Origin of the sequence: Streptomyces barringtoniae (assembly GCF_020819595.1) — a bacterium.
GTDB classification, from domain to species: domain Bacteria; phylum Actinomycetota; class Actinomycetes; order Streptomycetales; family Streptomycetaceae; genus Streptomyces; species Streptomyces barringtoniae.
Genome location: NZ_JAJHNP010000017.1, coordinates 33954 through 49424, shown reverse-complemented (window position 1 = coordinate 49424; position 15471 = coordinate 33954). Strand labels below are relative to the sequence as shown.

The 15471-nt window shown below is 71.8% G+C and carries 16 protein-coding genes; 7 read left to right on the top strand and 9 right to left on the bottom strand.

Annotated features, from left to right (window positions below; genetic code table 11):
* Window positions 1-585, bottom strand: a complete 585-nt coding sequence (locus LMU33_RS27800; protein ID WP_228623357.1) for a suppressor of fused domain protein — start codon at window positions 583-585, stop codon at window positions 1-3.
* 529 nt (window positions 586-1114) lie between these two features.
* On the opposite strand from LMU33_RS27800, the gene LMU33_RS27795 reads away from it, so the two are divergent.
* Both LMU33_RS27795 and LMU33_RS27790 read left to right on the top strand, forming a co-directional pair.
* Window positions 1115-2245 (top strand): magnesium and cobalt transport protein CorA, encoded by a 1131-nt coding sequence (locus tag LMU33_RS27795; protein ID WP_228623356.1) that lies wholly within the window; start codon window positions 1115-1117, stop codon window positions 2243-2245.
* Window positions 2246-2269: 24 nt separating this feature from the next.
* A complete protein-coding gene (locus LMU33_RS27790; protein ID WP_228623355.1) occupies window positions 2270-2785 on the top strand; it encodes a hypothetical protein in 516 nt (171 codons plus the stop codon).
* A gap of 142 nt (window positions 2786-2927) precedes the next feature.
* Here the strand turns inward: LMU33_RS27790 and LMU33_RS27785 are convergent, their stop codons facing one another.
* Entirely contained in the window at window positions 2928-3683 is a 756-nt protein-coding gene (locus LMU33_RS27785; protein WP_228623354.1) for a hypothetical protein, read from the bottom strand.
* A gap of 226 nt (window positions 3684-3909) precedes the next feature.
* Between LMU33_RS27785 and LMU33_RS27780 the strand changes: the two genes are divergently transcribed.
* From LMU33_RS27780 to LMU33_RS27770, 3 genes are read left to right on the top strand one after another with little or no spacing between them, the layout of a single operon-like run.
* Window positions 3910-5202, top strand: a complete 1293-nt coding sequence (locus LMU33_RS27780) for a magnesium transporter MgtE N-terminal domain-containing protein (protein WP_228623353.1) — start codon at window positions 3910-3912, stop codon at window positions 5200-5202.
* Window positions 5192-5806, top strand: coding sequence for a DUF1003 domain-containing protein (locus LMU33_RS27775; protein WP_228623352.1), 615 nt, complete (start codon window positions 5192-5194; stop codon window positions 5804-5806). The genes LMU33_RS27780 and LMU33_RS27775 overlap by 11 nt, the downstream gene beginning before the upstream one ends.
* Window positions 5807-5849: 43 nt before the next feature.
* Window positions 5850-6983 carry an Mrp/NBP35 family ATP-binding protein gene (locus tag LMU33_RS27770; RefSeq protein WP_228623351.1) on the top strand — a complete coding sequence of 378 codons (1134 nt, stop codon included), beginning with the start codon at window positions 5850-5852 and terminating at the stop codon, window positions 6981-6983.
* 76 nt (window positions 6984-7059) lie between these two features.
* Here the strand turns inward: LMU33_RS27770 and LMU33_RS27765 are convergent, their stop codons facing one another.
* The 5 genes from LMU33_RS27765 to sigE form a co-directional block, all read right to left on the bottom strand.
* Complete coding sequence (locus LMU33_RS27765; RefSeq protein WP_228623350.1) at window positions 7060-7725, bottom strand: hypothetical protein; 666 nt, start codon at window positions 7723-7725, stop codon at window positions 7060-7062.
* A gap of 254 nt (window positions 7726-7979) precedes the next feature.
* Entirely contained in the window at window positions 7980-8447 is a 468-nt protein-coding gene (locus LMU33_RS27760) for a sec-independent translocase (protein ID WP_228623349.1), read from the bottom strand.
* Window positions 8448-8531: 84 nt separating this feature from the next.
* Window positions 8532-10157, bottom strand: coding sequence for a S1C family serine protease (locus LMU33_RS27755; RefSeq protein WP_308280814.1), 1626 nt, complete (start codon window positions 10155-10157; stop codon window positions 8532-8534).
* A 900-nt stretch (window positions 10158-11057) separates the two neighbouring features.
* Complete coding sequence (locus LMU33_RS27750; protein WP_228623348.1) at window positions 11058-12137, bottom strand: zf-HC2 domain-containing protein; 1080 nt, start codon at window positions 12135-12137, stop codon at window positions 11058-11060.
* Window positions 12134-12844: an RNA polymerase sigma factor SigE gene (sigE, locus tag LMU33_RS27745; protein WP_228623347.1), complete on the bottom strand. Its 711-nt coding sequence runs from the start codon at window positions 12842-12844 to the stop codon at window positions 12134-12136. The genes LMU33_RS27750 and sigE overlap by 4 nt, the downstream gene beginning before the upstream one ends.
* Window positions 12845-13090: 246 nt before the next feature.
* Here sigE and LMU33_RS27740 point away from each other — a divergent pair, with 246 nt between their 5' ends.
* Window positions 13091-13789 carry an O-methyltransferase gene (locus tag LMU33_RS27740; RefSeq protein ID WP_308280817.1) on the top strand — a complete coding sequence of 233 codons (699 nt, stop codon included), beginning with the start codon at window positions 13091-13093 and terminating at the stop codon, window positions 13787-13789.
* An 84-nt stretch (window positions 13790-13873) separates the two neighbouring features.
* On the opposite strand, the gene LMU33_RS27735 is transcribed toward LMU33_RS27740, so the two are convergent.
* Entirely contained in the window at window positions 13874-14041 is a 168-nt protein-coding gene (locus tag LMU33_RS27735) for a DUF3117 domain-containing protein (RefSeq protein ID WP_018544333.1), read from the bottom strand.
* A gap of 144 nt (window positions 14042-14185) precedes the next feature.
* Window positions 14186-14350 carry a hypothetical protein gene (locus LMU33_RS27730; RefSeq protein WP_228623346.1) on the bottom strand — a complete coding sequence of 55 codons (165 nt, stop codon included), beginning with the start codon at window positions 14348-14350 and terminating at the stop codon, window positions 14186-14188.
* Between the two features lie 61 nt (window positions 14351-14411).
* Between LMU33_RS27730 and chcB the strand changes: the two genes are divergently transcribed.
* Window positions 14412-15215 carry a 2-cyclohexenylcarbonyl CoA isomerase gene (gene chcB / locus LMU33_RS27725; RefSeq protein ID WP_228623345.1) on the top strand — a complete coding sequence of 268 codons (804 nt, stop codon included), beginning with the start codon at window positions 14412-14414 and terminating at the stop codon, window positions 15213-15215.
* Window positions 15216-15471: the final 256 nt, after the last annotated feature.

The window sequence follows — 15471 nt, the reverse complement described above, 5'->3', positions numbered from 1 at the left end:
TCAGTCCAGCGGGACGGACCTGCGGGCGGGGTCCCTCAGGTCCGTCCCGCGCGCCAGCCACCGCTCCTGGAGGGCCTGGGCGCCGTGCACCCGCTTCCAGGCGGCCTCGTTCGGGGTCATCGGCAGCAGCGGCAGGAACCGTACGGGATCCATCGGGGCGTCCAGCTCCAGGTCCTCGACCAGACCGCCGGGCTCGCCGACCAGGAACGAGGTGAAGGGGGCGCCGGGCCACAGCGGCTCCCCCACGTCCAGCGAGGCGCCCGGGGTCACGATCAGACCCTCGACCTGCGGGGACGCGGCCAGTACGGCGAGCGGGCGGAGGACCTTGTCGGTGTCGGCGAGGCCCGCGCGGACGGAGAGGACCAGCTCGGCGCGGGGGCCCTTGACCGGGTCGGCGAGCATCGCGGTGGGGTCGGTCATGGGGTGGGCGGACATGCCGAGGGTGGCGTACCGCAGGACGTCCCCCTCCTGGAACCGGAGCACCTCGATGCGGTCCGTGCCGAGGAAGGTGACGGCGGCGCGCGCGTCCGGTTCGCCCAGGGCGGTGGTCAACCGTGCCTCGACCAGAGGAAGAACATCAACCATGACGCGAGCATAGAACTCGTCAGTAGCGGGCAAAGCGGCGCCTTGACACATCGGGCGGCTGCTACGCTGAGCCGGTGGTTCGGGACAGCACGCAGAAGCGTCGCTATCAAGTCCCGACGCCGACGAGACTCCCTTACGAGGGACCGGCCGGAGGAGGTGGGGCTGTCATGGATCGAAGTCGACCGTGCAGTATCACTCGCTCTTCCGCCCGTTGATGTAGTCACTGGCTGGTTTCCGGCTGCTCTACGCCTTCCCGTGCGCGTTGCCCTTCGGAAGAGCACTTCGTTTCGCTTTGCCTGATCCGTCTGATCATCCGATCCGTCTGATCACCCGATCTGTCGATCGCATCAGTTCTGCATCAGTAGCGAAGTCGCCACCGCAACGGTGCGGTGCTCCCCGCTTTGTGGACGTGCCAAACATCTTTCCCCTGCCTCAAGGGCGGGGAGACCCCTTGTCAGGACGTCCCCATTCCGGGTAGTTCCACCCGTCGCCGGCGGTCATTCGTTGCCTGTCGCGAAGGAGCCTGCCCATGTCGATGATCCGCGACCTGCGCGCCGTGGTCCGTCCGTCCCGCGTCTCGCCGCGCAAGCCCACGAGCACGTCGAACGCCTCGTACGACACCACCCGCGACCCGGCCACCCCGTCGGCCGTCGTGGACTGCGCCGTCTACCGCGACGGCGTGCGGGTGCGCAGCGACAAGCCGCTGAGCCCGCACGAGGCGATGCGCCTGGTGCGGCGCGACGGCGGCTTCGTGTGGATCGGGCTGCACGAGCCGACCGAGGCCGAATTCGCCGGTATCGCGAGCGAGTTCGGGCTGCACCCGCTGGCCGTGGAGGACGCGGTGCAGGCCCACCAGCGGCCCAAGCTGGAGCGCTACGACGACTCGCTGTTCACCGTCTTCAAGACGATCCACTACGTCGAGCACGACCGGCTCACCGCCAACAGCGAGGTCGTGGAGACCGGCGAGGTCATGTGCTTCACCGGCCGGGACTTCTTCATCACCGTCCGGCACGGCGGCCAGGGCTCGCTGCGGGCGCTGCGCCACCGGCTGCAGGACGACCCGGAGCTGCTGGCCAAGGGTCCCTCGGCCGTGCTGCACGCGATCGCCGACCACGTCGTGGACGGCTACATCGCGGTCGCCGACGCGGTGCAGGACGACATCGACGAGGTGGAGACCGAGGTCTTCTCGCCGGGCCGCAAGGGCGGGGTCTCGCGCGGTGTGGACTCGGCCCGGATCTACCAACTCAAGCGTGAGGTGCTGGAGTTCAAGCGCGCGGTGGCTCCGCTGCTGCGCCCGATGCAGCTGCTGAGCGAGCGGCCGATGCGGCTGGTCGACCCGGACATCCAGAAGTACTTCCGGGACGTCGCCGACCACCTCGCCCGGGTCCAGGAGCAGGTGCTGAGCTTCGACGAACTCCTCAACTCCATCCTCCAGGCCAACCTGGCGCAGGCGTCCGTCGCGCAGAACGAGGACATGCGCAAGATCACGGCCTGGGCCGCGATCATCGCCGTGCCGACGATGGTGACCGGCGTGTACGGGATGAACTTCGACTACATGCCCGAGCTGCACTGGAAGTACGGCTACCCGCTCGTCCTGGGCGTCACCATCGCCATGTGTGTGGGTATCCACCGGGTGCTCAAGCGCAACGGCTGGCTGTGAGCGGGCGCTGGATAGGCTGGGCGCATGACAAGCGAGCTGCTCGACCGGGCCCTCATCGAGGAGGCCTCGAAGAAGTCCGGCCTCATCTGGGTCAGGGGCGCCGGAGCCTCCGCCGCGCGTGCGCTGTGGCACGTGTGGCACGAGGGCGCGGTGTGCCTGGTCGGCGGCGGCCCCGGTGAGCAGCCGCTGGAGGGGCTGGTCGACGGGGGCACCGCCGAGGTGACGGTGCGCAGCAAGGACAAGGGCGGGCGGCTGGTGACGTTCGCCGCGACCGTGTCCGAGCTGCCCTCCGGCTCCGAGGAGTGGGAGGCGGCCGTCGCCGAGCTCAAGGGCAAGCGTCTGAACGCCCCCGACGGCGAGGAGATGCCGGCCCGCTGGGCCCGCGAATGCCGGGTGCTGCGCCTGGCTCCGGCCGGGTCCTTGGCGCCCTTGCCCGACGGCAGCCTGGCCGAGCGACCGGTCGCGACTCCGGCGACCACGCGGCGACCGGTGCCGGCGGGCCTGCCGAAGCTTCTCGTCAAGCGCCGGAAGGGCCGGTAGCGCCGAGGGGCCGGGCAGGGGGCGGCAACGCCGGGACGCGCCACTGGGGCCGAGCACCGCTGCGGCTGAGCACCGCTGTGGCTGACGCCGTTGCGGCGGACGAGAGCGGCAGGCGCTCTTCGGTACCGGCGCCCTGAAACGGCTAGGACGCCGGCAACTGCTGCCCGTAATCCACCGTGTCGGACTTGGCGGGCTCGGCGACGGCGAAGTCCTTGCCCCAGTCGGAGAAGCTGAGCGTTCCCGCCCCGCCGCCGCGGACCAGGCGGAGGGGATACGGCGTGCCCTCCAGGGAGACGTCGAGGCTGCCGCCGGAGCCCTTGTCGCCGGTGATGCGGATGGTGCGGGTACCCGCGTCGTCGTGGTGGCCGTCCGTCGCCAGTGAGCCGTGCAGTGTGAACAGTCCGTCGAGGAGGACGTCCTTGTCCGTGAAACCGCTGAACTTCCTGTACGCGGGATCGTCCTGGGGCACCTTGACGTACTTGCCGTCCAGCTTGGCGGCCGCGCCGTCACCACCGTCGCCGCCCTTGCCGCCGGCCTGGTTCCAGAAGTCCGCGTCGGCCTTCAGATACAGCTGCTTCCCCACCCGCAGCAGCTTGAAGGTCGCCCCCTTCGAGGTCACCGACCCGGTCCCGCCGTCGGCCTTCAGCCGCATGTCCAGCCGGTACGTCCGGCCGCTGGTGACGACGGTGCCGGACAGCCGTACCGCAGGTGCCCCCTGGGCGGCCGCGCGGGTCTTCGCCTGGATCCTGTCGGCGGACAGCTTGCCCACGCCGTTCGTCCCCGCGTCCGGATCCTCGCCGCCGCACCCGGCCAGCACCGCCATCCCCGTCAGGGCGCATACGCAGATCGAGGTGACCAGCGCGGCCCGGCGGGTACGGCCCTGGGGAATCGCAGTCACAGGTGGGGTCGCCTTTCTGACGGTTCCTGAGCGGTGGACCGCAGCGTACCCGTGCCTCGGCCGCCCGGCGGAGCGAGACCGTCCGGACCCCCCACCAGGGCGTATCCGACCGGTACGGGCTAGCCTGAAGCGCACCCGAGCGGGCAATTCCGAGCAATTCACAAAGAAAGCGGAACACCCCGGAAAGGGGCGATTCCCAGGCCACGTCAGTAGAGGAAGCAGAGCCATGGCAGCCGGCGCCCCCCGGATCTTCGTCTCGCACCTCGCCGGGGTCCCCGTCTTCGATCCGAACGGCGACCAGGTGGGCCGCGTGCGCGACCTGGTCGTGATGCTGCGCGTGGGCCGCAGGCCCCCGCGCCTCCTGGGGCTGGTCGTCGAACTGGTCACCCGGCGCCGTATCTTCCTGCCCATGACCCGGGTCACCGGCGTCGAGTCCGGGCAGGTCATCACGACCGGCGTGATGAACGTCCGGCGCTTCGAGCAGCGGCCCACCGAGCGGCTGGTCTTCGGTGAGCTGCTGGACCGGCGGGTGACGCTGGTGGAGACCGGCGAGGAGGTCACCGTCCTCGACCTGTCCGTGCAGCAGCTGCCGGCCCGCCGCGACTGGGAGGTCGGCCGTGTCTTCGTGCGCAAGGGCAGGAAAGCGAGCGCCTTCCGGCGGGCCAAGGGCGAGACGCTGACCGTCGAGTGGTCGGCCGTCACCGGCTTCTCCCTGGAGGAGCACGGACAGGGCGCCGAGAGCCTGCTCGCCACCTTCGAGCAGCTGCGCCCCGCCGACCTCGCCAACGTCCTGCACCACCTCTCTGCCAAGCGGCGCGCCGAGGTCGCCGCCGCCCTGGACGACGACCGGCTGGCCGACGTGCTCGAAGAGCTGCCGGAGGACGACCAGATCGAGATCCTCGGCAAGCTGAAGGAGGAGCGCGCGGCGGACGTCCTGGAGGCCATGGACCCCGACGACGCGGCCGACCTGCTCGGCGAGCTGCCCGAGGAGGACAAGGAGCGGCTGCTGAGCCTGATGCAGCCGAGCGACGCGGCCGACATGCGCCGCCTGATGTCGTACGAGGAGCACACGGCCGGCGGTCTGATGACCACCGAGCCGATCGTGCTGCGCCCGGACGCCACGGTCGCCGACGCGCTCGCCCGGGTCCGCAACCCCGACCTCTCCCCGTCTCTCGCCGCCCAGGTCTACGTCTGCCGCCCGCCGGACGAGACCCCGACCGGCAAGTACCTGGGCACGGTCCACTTCCAGCGGCTGCTGCGCGAGCCGCCCTACTCCCTGGTCAGCTCCATCGTCGACACCGACCTGCAGCCGCTCGACCCGGACGCGGCACTGCGCGTCATCGCCGGGTTCTTCGCCACGTACGACATGGTCGCCGCGCCCGTGGTGGACGAGTCCGGGTCGCTGCTCGGCGCGGTCACCGTGGACGACGTACTGGACCACATGCTGCCGGAGGACTGGCGGGAGACCGAGTTCCACCTGAACGACGAGAACGAGGGGGTGGGGACCCATGGCTCCTGAGCGCGACGCCGCGACCCGCGACCGCACCCCGGCGGGCGCCACCGCCGCCACCCGGCCGCGCACGCCCCGCCTGGACCAGCCGCGCCCGCCGCGCCACCGCGTCCTGCCCGAGTGGGACCCGGAGGCCTTCGGCCGGCTGTCGGAACGGATCGCCCGCTTCCTGGGCACAGGACGCTTCATCGTCTGGATGACGGTTGTCATCATCCTGTGGGTGCTGTGGAACGTCGCCGCGCCCGCCGGCCTGCGCTTCGACAACTACCCCTTCATCTTCCTGACCCTGGCGCTGTCCCTGCAGGCCTCCTACGCGGCCCCGCTGATCCTGCTCGCGCAGAACCGGCAGGACGACCGTGACCGGGTCAACCTGGAGCAGGACCGCAAGCAGAACGAGCGGTCCATCGCCGACACCGAGTACCTGACCCGGGAGATCGCCTCGCTGCGCCTGGGCCTGGGCGAGGTCGCGACCCGCGACTGGATCCGCTCGGAGCTGCAGGATCTGGTCAAGGAGCTGGACGACAGGCGCCGGCACGACGGGCACCCCGGGCATGTCGTATTCCCGGCGGAACGGTCAGATCGGTCTCCGGGACGTGACACAGACGACCGCTGAGGGGCATCCCGGACGCCCCTCGGTGCGCCGTACCATCGTCCTTATGGCTACGGAAGACGCGGTGCGCGAGGCACTGGCGACGGTGAACGACCCCGAGATCAACCGACCCATCACCGAACTGGGAATGGTCAAATCGGTGGAGATCGGGGATGACGGCGCGGTGGCCGTCACCGTGTACCTGACGGTCTCCGGCTGCCCCATGCGCGAGACGATCACCCAGCGTGTCACCGAGGCGGTCTCCCGGGTGGAGGGCGTCACGCGCGTCGACGTCACCCTCGACGTGATGAGCGACGAGCAGCGCAAGGAGCTGGCCAACGCGCTGCGCGGCGGCCAGGCCGAGCGCGAGGTCCCCTTCGCCAAGCCCGGCAACCTCACCCGCGTCTACGCGGTCGCCTCCGGCAAGGGCGGCGTCGGCAAGTCCTCGGTGACGGTGAACCTGGCGGCCGCCATGGCCGCCGACGGCCTGAAGGTGGGCGTCGTCGACGCCGACATCTACGGCCACAGCGTGCCGCGCATGCTGGGTGCGGACGGCCGTCCGACTCAGGTCGAGAACATGATCATGCCGCCGTCGGCGAACGGCGTGAAGGTCATCTCCATCGGCATGTTCACCCCGGGCAACGCGCCGGTCGTCTGGCGCGGCCCGATGCTGCACCGGGCGCTCCAGCAGTTCCTGGCGGACGTGTACTGGGGCGACCTGGACGTCCTGCTCCTGGACCTGCCGCCCGGCACCGGCGACATCGCGATCTCCGTCGCCCAGCTGGTCCCGAACGCCGAGATCCTGGTGGTGACGACCCCGCAGCAGGCGGCGGCCGAGGTCGCCGAGCGCGCCGGTTCCATCGCGGTCCAGACCCACCAGAAGATCGTCGGCGTGGTCGAGAACATGTCCGGCCTGCCCTGCCCGCACTGCGGCGAGATGGTCGACGTCTTCGGCACCGGCGGCGGCCAGGTGGTCGCCGACGGCCTCACCCGCACCACGGGTACGACGGTCCCGGTCCTCGGCAACATCCCGATCGACGTCCGCCTCCGCGAGGGCGGCGACGAGGGCAAGCCGGTGGTCCTGACCGACCCGGACTCCCCGGCGGGTTCCGCCCTGCGGGCGATCGCCGGGAAGCTCGGCGGCCGGCAGCGCGGCCTGTCGGGCCTGTCGCTGGGGATCACGCCGAAGAACAAGTTCTGAGGATTCCCCGCAGCCCTCGACGACAAAGGGGCACCGAAATCGATCGGTGCCCCTTCGTTGACCGCGTGGGCGGATGTCACGCGTAGGCGGAGACGTCCTTCACGACGGCGAACCCGAGACCGTACGCGCTCATCCCCCGCCCGTACGCCCCCAGGTGCACCCCCGCCTCGGTAGTACCGGCGAGCACCCATCCGAACTCGGACTCCCGGTAGTGGAAGGAGGCGGCGACCCCGTCCACCGGAAGAGAGAGCCGACTCCACTCCGGCCCCTCAAGATCGTCGGCCAAGGCCCACGCCGTCTCCGTCTGCTGATCCAGCCAGTCGTCCCGCAAGCTGTGGTCCATCTGCCCGGGCCAGGTGAACGACAGCAGCCCCACCCCGGCCAGCCACGCCGCCGAGGACACCGACGTGGCCTCCAGCAGCCCCGTACCGTCGGCGCTCCTGCGCGACGGCTGCGCGGCGACGGTGACGACCACCGCGAACTTCTCCCGCGGCTCACCGGCGGAGCCCGCCTCCCCCCGCACGGACGGCTCGTCGCCGTGCCCGATCGACCCGTGCTCGACGGCACCGTCGGCCGCCGTACCGACCTGCATCAGCCAGCGCGGCCCGGTGAACGCCTCGTCGAGGCCGTACCACGGGAAGGGTGCCTGCAGATAACCGTCGACCGTACGCCGGGCGGAGGGGAGCTGCTGCGCACCCTCCGCGGCCGGCGCCTGTGCGCCCACCCGACTCGTCGTCTCCATCTGCCCGGACGCCTCCTCGCTCTCGTCGGACCAGCGGTGGCCCGCCCCCCTTCGGGCGTACTCGTCCGGTCCGCACAACAACTCGGCAGCATATCCACACCGGTGGGAGCCTCAGGGCAGGCGCTGGATGCGTGGGTCGCACGAACGGCCTGTTCAGGCCGTGTGCGACGGGTGCGTGCTATGAAACGCGTCACGTGCGCGGCGTACGCCCGCGTGCGCGTGTCGGCGCCTGAGGGTGCGCCAGGTGGCGTCCGTCAGGTGGCGTCCGCGTCGAAGGGCGGCCGCTCGTCCCTGGCGGGCTCCTCCGGCTTCTTGGTCATGTCGATACGGCCCGAGGCGGCCGAACCCGAGGAAGACGCGGACGCCGAGGAGGACGAGGACGAGGTGAGGGCTTCGCTCTCCCGCCCGTGGACGGCGTCCGTGACCTCGGCCATCTCCTTCTTCAGGTCGAACCCGTTGCGGATCTCCTTCAGGCCCAGTTCGTCGCCGTCCAGCTGCTTGCGGATGAACGTCTTCGGGTTGAGGTCCTCGAACTCGAAGTCCTTGAACTCCGGGCCCAGTTCGCTGCGGATGTCCTGCTTGGCGCTCTCCGAGAACTCGCGGATCTTCCGGATCGTGCGCATGACGTCCTGGATGACCTTCGGGAGCTTGTCCGGACCGAAGACGAGCACGGCGAGCACGATGATCGTCACCAGCTCCAGTGGTCCTATGTCATTGAACACCTGACGCTCCTTGCGATGTCCTCGGTCGCTCAACGGTACCCGGCGTTCCCGTCCGACCGGTACCGTCCCGAGGTGAGACTTGTGTCAGTTCTGCTCCGCCGCGCCCAGTCGGAGCGGGACGTCCCGGTCCGTGCCGGCGCGGCGGACGGTCAGCCGCAGCTGGTCGCCGGGCCGGTGGGCGCGGATCTTGACGATCAGCTCCTCGGCGGTGTGCACGGGCTGTCCGTCGACCTCGGTGATGACGTCGCCGACCTTGAGCCCGGCCCGTTCACCGGGACCGCCCTTGCTCACGGCGGGGCCGCCGCCCGCGCTCCTGCTGTCGATGCGGGCGCCGTCGCCTGTGTACGCCATGTCGAGCGTGACGCCGATCACGGGGTGGGTCGCGTGGCCGTCGTTGATCAGCTCCTCGGCGACACGCTTGGCCTGGTTCACGGGGATGGCGAAACCGAGCCCGATGGAACCGGCCTGGCCGCTGTCCGAGTCGGAGCCGCCGTCGGCGGAACGGATGGCCGAGTTGATGCCGATGACCTGGGCCCGGGAGTCGAGGAGCGGGCCACCGGAGTTGCCCGGATTGATGGGGGCGTCGGTCTGCAGCGCGTCGACGTAGCTGACGTCGCTTCCGTCGCCCTTGTCTCCCCCGGCCGTGATGGGCCGCTCCTTGGCGCTGATGATGCCGGAGGTGACGGTGTTGGCCAGGTCGAAGGGGGCGCCGATGGCGACGACGGGGTCGCCGACCCGGACGTCGTCGGAGTTGCCGAGGGGCAGCGGGGTGAGCCCGTGCACGCCGTGGATCTGGACGACGGCGAGGTCGTAGCCGCTGTCGTGGCCGACCACCTTGGCCTTGACGGTGTCGCCGCTGCTGAACGTCACGGATATGGCGCCGTCTGATCCGGCCGGCGCAACGACGTGGTTGTTGGTGAGGATGTGCCCCTGGGTGTCGAGCACGAAGCCGGTGCCGGTGTCGCTCTGTTCGGTCCCGGTGACGTGCAGGGTGACGACACTGGGCAGCGCACGGGCGGCTATCCCGGCCACGCTGTTCGGCGCCCGCCCGGCGGGCACGCGCCCGGCCGGCGGCAGGTGGACGTCGTCCCCCAGCCCCTGACGCTGTACCCAGGCACCGGCCACCCCGCCGACGCCTGCGGAGAAAACGGCGACCAGCAGGCTCCACACGACCAGCAGCCGCTTCCCCCGCCGCTTGCGCTGCTCCTCCGTCAGCACCCGCACCCCGCTCTGCTGCAACGCCCCCTGCCCGAACACCTGCTCCTTGGGCGACCCAACACCCCAGGGGTCATAACGAGGAGCCTCCTCGCCCCCCGAGGGAGGCGGTACTGGGGGGCCTGCGGGGGCTGGAGTGGCGAGGGTGGCCGTGGCGGGGACGCTGGGGTCGGACGCCGTGGGGGCGGGGGTACCGGGGGCTGGGGCCGCAGGGGCCGCAGGGGCGGGAACGCCGGAGGCGGGAACGCCGGAGGCGGGAACGCCGGAGGCGGGAACGCCGGAGGCGGGAACGCCGGGCGCGGGCGCCCCGGAGACTGGAGCAGCGGGGGACGGAGCCCCAAGCTCGGGCGCCCCGGGCGCGGGAACACCGGGCGCGGGCGCCGCAAGGCCGGGAGCGCCGGGGGCTGAAATGCCGGGCGCGGGCACCCCGGAGACTGGAGCAGCGGGAGACGGGGCACCAAGCTCGGGCGCCCCAGGCGCGGGAACACCGGGCACCGGAACACCGGGCGCGGGCGCCGCAAGGGCGGGAGCGGCGGGGGATGGAACGCCGACGGCCGGAACGCCGGGGGTGGGCGCCCCGGAAGCGGGAGCGGCGGGGGATGGAACGCCGGGTGCAGGCGCCCCGGAGACTGCAGAAGCGGGAGAGGGAGCCCCGAGCTCGCGCGCCCCGGACGCTGGCGCCGCAAGGGCGGGAGCGCCGGGAGCAGGCGCCGCAGGCGCGGGCGCGGCGGGGGACGGAACGCCGACGGCCGGTGCGCCGGGCGTCGGGAAGGGTGTGGTGCCGCTGGGTACCGGTACGCCGGCTGCCGGGGTGTGCGGACCCGGTGCGGGGGTGGGAGCCCCGGGTGCCGGGCTCGGTGCCTCAGGCGGAGCCGTAGGCGTCGGCGCAAGTGTTCCTTGGGCGGCCGTGACCGCGGGGTGCTGTACGGGGGGTGCGGGCGCCCAGGGGCCCGGCTCGCCGTATGGCGGGGTGCCGTAGGGATCCGGGTCGTGCAACGGCTTCGGCCGCTCGCTGGGAACCGTCCAGGCGCTTTCCGCGCGCTCGGGCGACACCCCGGCCCCACCGCCCGTCGCCCCCGACACCGGCTTGGCCAGCTCGAAGTCCCCGTCGGCCTCGGCCGACCCGAGGCCGACGGGCGTCTCACGCTGCCCGGCGCTCTCCCGCCCCACGGCGTCGGTTCGGTCGGCCGGTGTCGCCGCCGCCGTACCCTCCGGGTCGTCCTCCGGTGGGACACGGTTCCCCTCGTTCATGCTCTCCCCACGGCTGGCCGCGGCCGCACGCTTCGGCGGCGGCCGCGGAACGTCGACTACGCCCCCGGGTCATCGCCGCGGGAACGGTCCTCACCGGATTCAACCAGGTTCGCGGGCCGTGGCGTAGTGGCCGGTCGGGGCCGGTCAGGGGGTCTGGTCGGGCGTGGAGGGGGAGGGCGTCACGGCGGGGGTGGTGTCGGGGACGGACGCGGACAGCAGGCTGGAGCCGTTCACTCCGGGGACGGCGGACCAGGCGTTGAGCGGGTAGACCACGGTGTCGTCCAGCGGACGTATCAGCGGGGAGACCGCGGCCGCACCCGCCATCAGCGGTGCGGTCAGGCCGCGCATGGTGCCGTCGCCCGGGGTCCGGCCGGTGCCGGGGGTCGGCAGTCCGGGCACCAGCGGCGCGGCCATCGAGGTCGGGACGGCCGGCGCCGGTCCGAACCGTGTACCACCCTGGGCGAACAGCGGTCCCAACGCGCGGCGGCGCTGGCTGTCCGGCGTGGCCGCCCCCGAGCCCGCGCCGGTGCCCGCCGAGCGTGCCGGGATCACGTTGTTGCCGGTGCCCGAGCCGCCGCGGCCGTCCGCGGTGGTGTCACCGGGAAGGGCGGTGGTCACGCCGCCGAGGGCGACCGCGGCCAGCGACACCGCACCGGCGGCGGCGAACGCGAACCGCAGACCGCGCGAGGCGGAGCGGCCGTCGTCCGGGCGGCCGACGGGATGGATACGGAAGCCGCGCTCCCCGGCGGCCGGGACAGGGCTGTCCGGATGCGCGGGGCCGTGCGGGCGGGCGGGTACGTAACCGAACGTGAAGCGCTCGCCGCGCCTCACTCCGAAGACCCCGAAGACGCCGGAGATGCCGGAGACGCCGGAGATGCCGGAGGCTCCCCCCGTCCCGGGGGGTTCGTCGTCCTCCGAGCCGCGGCCGAAGAGTCCCCCGGGCGGCGACATTCCGTCGCCGTCGAGGTCACCTCCTCCGGGTAGGCCCTGCAGGCGGGCCAGGAGGCTCGCCGAGGGGGGCGGCGGGGCCGCCTCCGCGAACACGTTCTTCAGCCGGCGCTGGGCGTCCGCCTCCGCCTTGCACCGGGCACAGGTGGCCAGGTGCGCGAGGACCCGCTCACGCGACTCATGACCGAGCTCTCCGTCCACCAGGGCGGAGAGCCGGTCTCCCAGGTGCTGCTCTGCGAGGTGTGCCTCCGCAGGTTTGGGCCGGGATCCACTCACGCGGTCGCGCCCCCTCCCCCCAGAGCGGGGACACGCGCCACGAAGGAGCGCCGCTCGGCCGCGCGGGCCTCCGGGGAGCGGTGCGCGAGCGCCTTGCGGAGCTGGGAGCGGCCACGGTGGATACGGGAGCGGACGGTGCCGAGCTTGACGCCGAGGGTCGCGGCGATCTCCTCGTACGACAGTCCCTCGATGTCGCACAGGACGACGGCGGCGCGGAACTCGGGCGCGAGGGTGTCCAGGGCCTGCTGGACGTCGGCGTCGAAGTGCGCGTCGTTGAAGAGCTGCTGCGGGGTGGGCTCGCGGCTGGCCAGGCGCTCGGCCGCGTCCTCGCCCAGGGCGTCGAAGCGGATGCGCTGCTTGCGCCGGACCATGTCCAGGAAGAGGTTGGTGGTGATGCGGTGCAGCCAGCCCTCGAAGGTGCCCGGCGAGTACGTCGACAGGGAACGGAAGACGCGCACGAAGACCTCCTGGGTGAGGTCCTCGGCGTCGTGCTGATTGCCCGTCAGGCGGTAGGCCAGTCGGTAGACCCGGCCGCTGTGCGTGCTGACGATCTCCTCCCACGTGGGCGGAGTCCACGCCTGCCCGTCCGCGTCGGTGGAGAAGGTCGCGGTCTGGGCCTCGCCTGCGGCGAAACCGGCGTGATGGTCAGCAGCGGTGTCGGTCACGGATTTCGGCCTGCCCGCCGACCCGAGGAAGCGCCGCAGCACTCCACCCCGATTCCCGGGCGCAGCCGCACCTCCCCTGTCAGCTCTGGTGGTGTCCAGTGGAGCCCCTACCATAGCCACCTCGCCCGTTAGCTCCCCATAAGCGGTTTTACGAGAATTTGATCTGGGCTGATACGGCTCATACGGCTGCGTCAGCTGCTCCTGGGCGTCCTGATCCACCCCTTGCACCCCCGTCTTACCCCCGTCGCGTCCCGGGCCACCGTCTCACCCCTTTAAACGCCTGGTCCCATCTGCGGGTTCCCGCCGCCAACGGATACAGTCACGCCCAGGCAACCACGGGGACAGGAGAGGGTCATTACCGGCAACCGGCAGACGAGCTGGGCGTTCGCCGACGCCTTTGTCGCCGAGGACGAAGCGCTGCGGTGGGCCCGTGACCGGGCCCGCGAGGCAGGGCTGCGCTCGGTGTCGCCCGGCACCGGCGCCGCGCTGCGACTGCTCGCCGCCTCCGTGGACGCGAAGGCGGTGGCGGAGATCGGCACGGGCTGCGGGGTGTCCGGGATCCATCTGCTGCACGGCATGCGCCCGGACGGGGTGCTCACCACGGTCGATCCGGAGCCGGAGCACCAGCAGTTCGCGCGGGAGGCCTTCCGCGGCTGTGGTTTCGCCAGCAACCGGGCCCGCTTCATACCCGGCCGCGCCCTGGACGTACTCCCCCGGCTCGCGGACGCCGGCTACGACCTCGTCTTCTGCGACGGCGACCGGCTGGAGTACCTGGACTACCTCGCTGAATCGTTGCGGCTGCTGCGGCCGGGCGGGCTGGTGGTCTTCGAGGGCGTCTTCGCCAACGGCCGTACGGTGGACTCGGGACCGCAGCCCACGGAGGTGCTGCGGCTGCGGGAGCTGCTGCGCGCGGTGCGCGAGAGCCAGGAACTGGTCCCTTCGCTGCTGCCGGTGGGCGACGGGCTGCTGTGCGCCGTCAAGCGTTGACGGGCCGCCGCGGGACGGCATACGCGACTGCCCCGGCACCGCGTACGATGCCGGGGCAGTCCGAAGGACAGGATCGTTGGGACGTCAGACGACGACCTTCTTGAGGGCGTCGCCGAGCGCCTCGGCCTCGTCAGGGGTCAGCTCGACGACGAGTCGACCGCCGCCTTCGAGCGGAACGCGCATGACGATGCCCCGCCCCTCCTTGGTCACCTCGAGCGGGCCATCACCCGTCCGCGGCTTCATGGCCGCCATGCTCGTTCCCCTTCCTGAAACCAGCTCATCGTCTGCCGAGAGCCCCGGGAGGGCATCCGCGGTTCCGAAACGGACACGCGACACCGGCATCGAACACATTGCTTCCCAGCCATTATCCCGCATCGCAGGACCCGATGACCAACGTCAGTCGGCATCGCTTGGGCAACGCGCGCGAGCAAAACCACCCAATTCGGCGATGTGGCTGCGATACTGCACCGCCGCACGGACATCCACCGGTCGGCTCCCCTCCGTTTTTCTTTGACGCAGCTCACACGTCAGGTCCGGCCCTCGCGCGGCGATCTCCGCCATGCTGTCCTTCATACAGGACGTACTGAGCGGTACGTCACCCGCGAACCGGAGGGGATGCGCCATGGCCGACACCGTGCTCTACGAGGTGAGCGACGGACTCGCGACGATCACGCTGAACCGCCCCGAGGCGATGAACGCGCTGAACGTCGCGACCAAGGTCGCCCTCCGGGAGGCGGCGGAATCCGCGGCAGGCGACACGGCCGTACGGGCAATCTTGCTGACCGCGGCCGGGGACCGGGCGTTCTGCGTCGGCCAGGACCTCAAGGAGCACATCGGGCTGCTCGCGGCGGACCGTGAGACCGGGTCCGGGCAGACGATGAGCACGGTCAAGGAGCACTACAACCCGATCGCGCGGGCCCTCGCCGGGGCGCCCAAGCCGGTGGTCGCCGCGGTGAACGGCGTCGCGGCCGGGGCCGGCTTCGGCTTCGCGCTCACCGCGGACTACCGGCTGGTCGCCGACACGGCCTCCTTCAACACCTCCTTCGCGGGCGTCGCCCTGACCGCCGACTCCGGCATCTCCTGGACCCTGCCCCGGGTGATCGGCCCGAGCCGCGCCGCCGACCTGCTGCTCTTCCCGCGCAGCATCAGCGCCCAGGACGCGCTGGAGCTGGGCATCGCCAACCGGGTCGTCCCCGCGGCCGAGCTGCGCGCCGAGGCGGAGAAGACGGCGCGGGCGCTGGCCGAGGGCCCGACCGTGGCGTACGCGGCCATCAAGGAGGCGGTGGCCTACGGCCTCACGCACTCCCTCGCCGAGACCCTGGAGAAGGAGGACGAACTGCAGACCCGGGCCGGCCAGTCCGAGGACCACGCGATCGCCGTGCAGGCGTTCGTGAACAAGGAGAAGCCGAAGTACCTGGGCCGCTGAGACGACATCCGGTCCGGTGACCGGCAGCCCTGGCGCACACTGCGAAGGCCCTCCGCGCGGGCCGGGCGATCGGACCGGACCGGGCGGCGACGGACCGCGGACCGAACGGCCCCGGCCCGCGATGCCTTGACCCTCCACGTCTGCCAGGCGACCGGACCGAACCGAACAGCGGCAGACCACGGACCGGACGAGCCTGGCCCGCGATGCCCAGACCCTCCACGCCGACCAGTCGACCGGACCGAAACGAACGGCGGCA

Excerpts from the sequence above, each read along its gene's own strand:
- chcB (WP_228623345.1), top strand. The coding sequence starts at position 14,412 with ATGGCCGACACCGTGCTCTACGAGGTGAGCGACGGACTCGCGACGATC.
- LMU33_RS27770 (WP_228623351.1), top strand. The coding sequence starts at position 5,850 with ATGGCTACGGAAGACGCGGTGCGCGAGGCACTGGCGACGGTGAACGAC.
- LMU33_RS27780 (WP_228623353.1), top strand. The coding sequence starts at position 3,910 with ATGGCAGCCGGCGCCCCCCGGATCTTCGTCTCGCACCTCGCCGGGGTC.
- LMU33_RS27790 (WP_228623355.1), top strand. The coding sequence starts at position 2,270 with ATGACAAGCGAGCTGCTCGACCGGGCCCTCATCGAGGAGGCCTCGAAG.
- LMU33_RS27765 (WP_228623350.1), bottom strand. The coding sequence starts at position 7,725 with ATGGAGACGACGAGTCGGGTGGGCGCACAGGCGCCGGCCGCGGAGGGT.
- LMU33_RS27735 (WP_018544333.1), bottom strand. The coding sequence starts at position 14,041 with ATGGCGGCCATGAAGCCGCGGACGGGTGATGGCCCGCTCGAGGTGACC.
- LMU33_RS27795 (WP_228623356.1), top strand. The coding sequence starts at position 1,115 with ATGTCGATGATCCGCGACCTGCGCGCCGTGGTCCGTCCGTCCCGCGTC.
- LMU33_RS27730 (WP_228623346.1), bottom strand. The coding sequence starts at position 14,350 with ATGGCGGAGATCGCCGCGCGAGGGCCGGACCTGACGTGTGAGCTGCGT.
- LMU33_RS27775 (WP_228623352.1), top strand. The coding sequence starts at position 5,192 with ATGGCTCCTGAGCGCGACGCCGCGACCCGCGACCGCACCCCGGCGGGC.
- LMU33_RS27800 (WP_228623357.1), bottom strand. The coding sequence starts at position 585 with ATGGTTGATGTTCTTCCTCTGGTCGAGGCACGGTTGACCACCGCCCTG.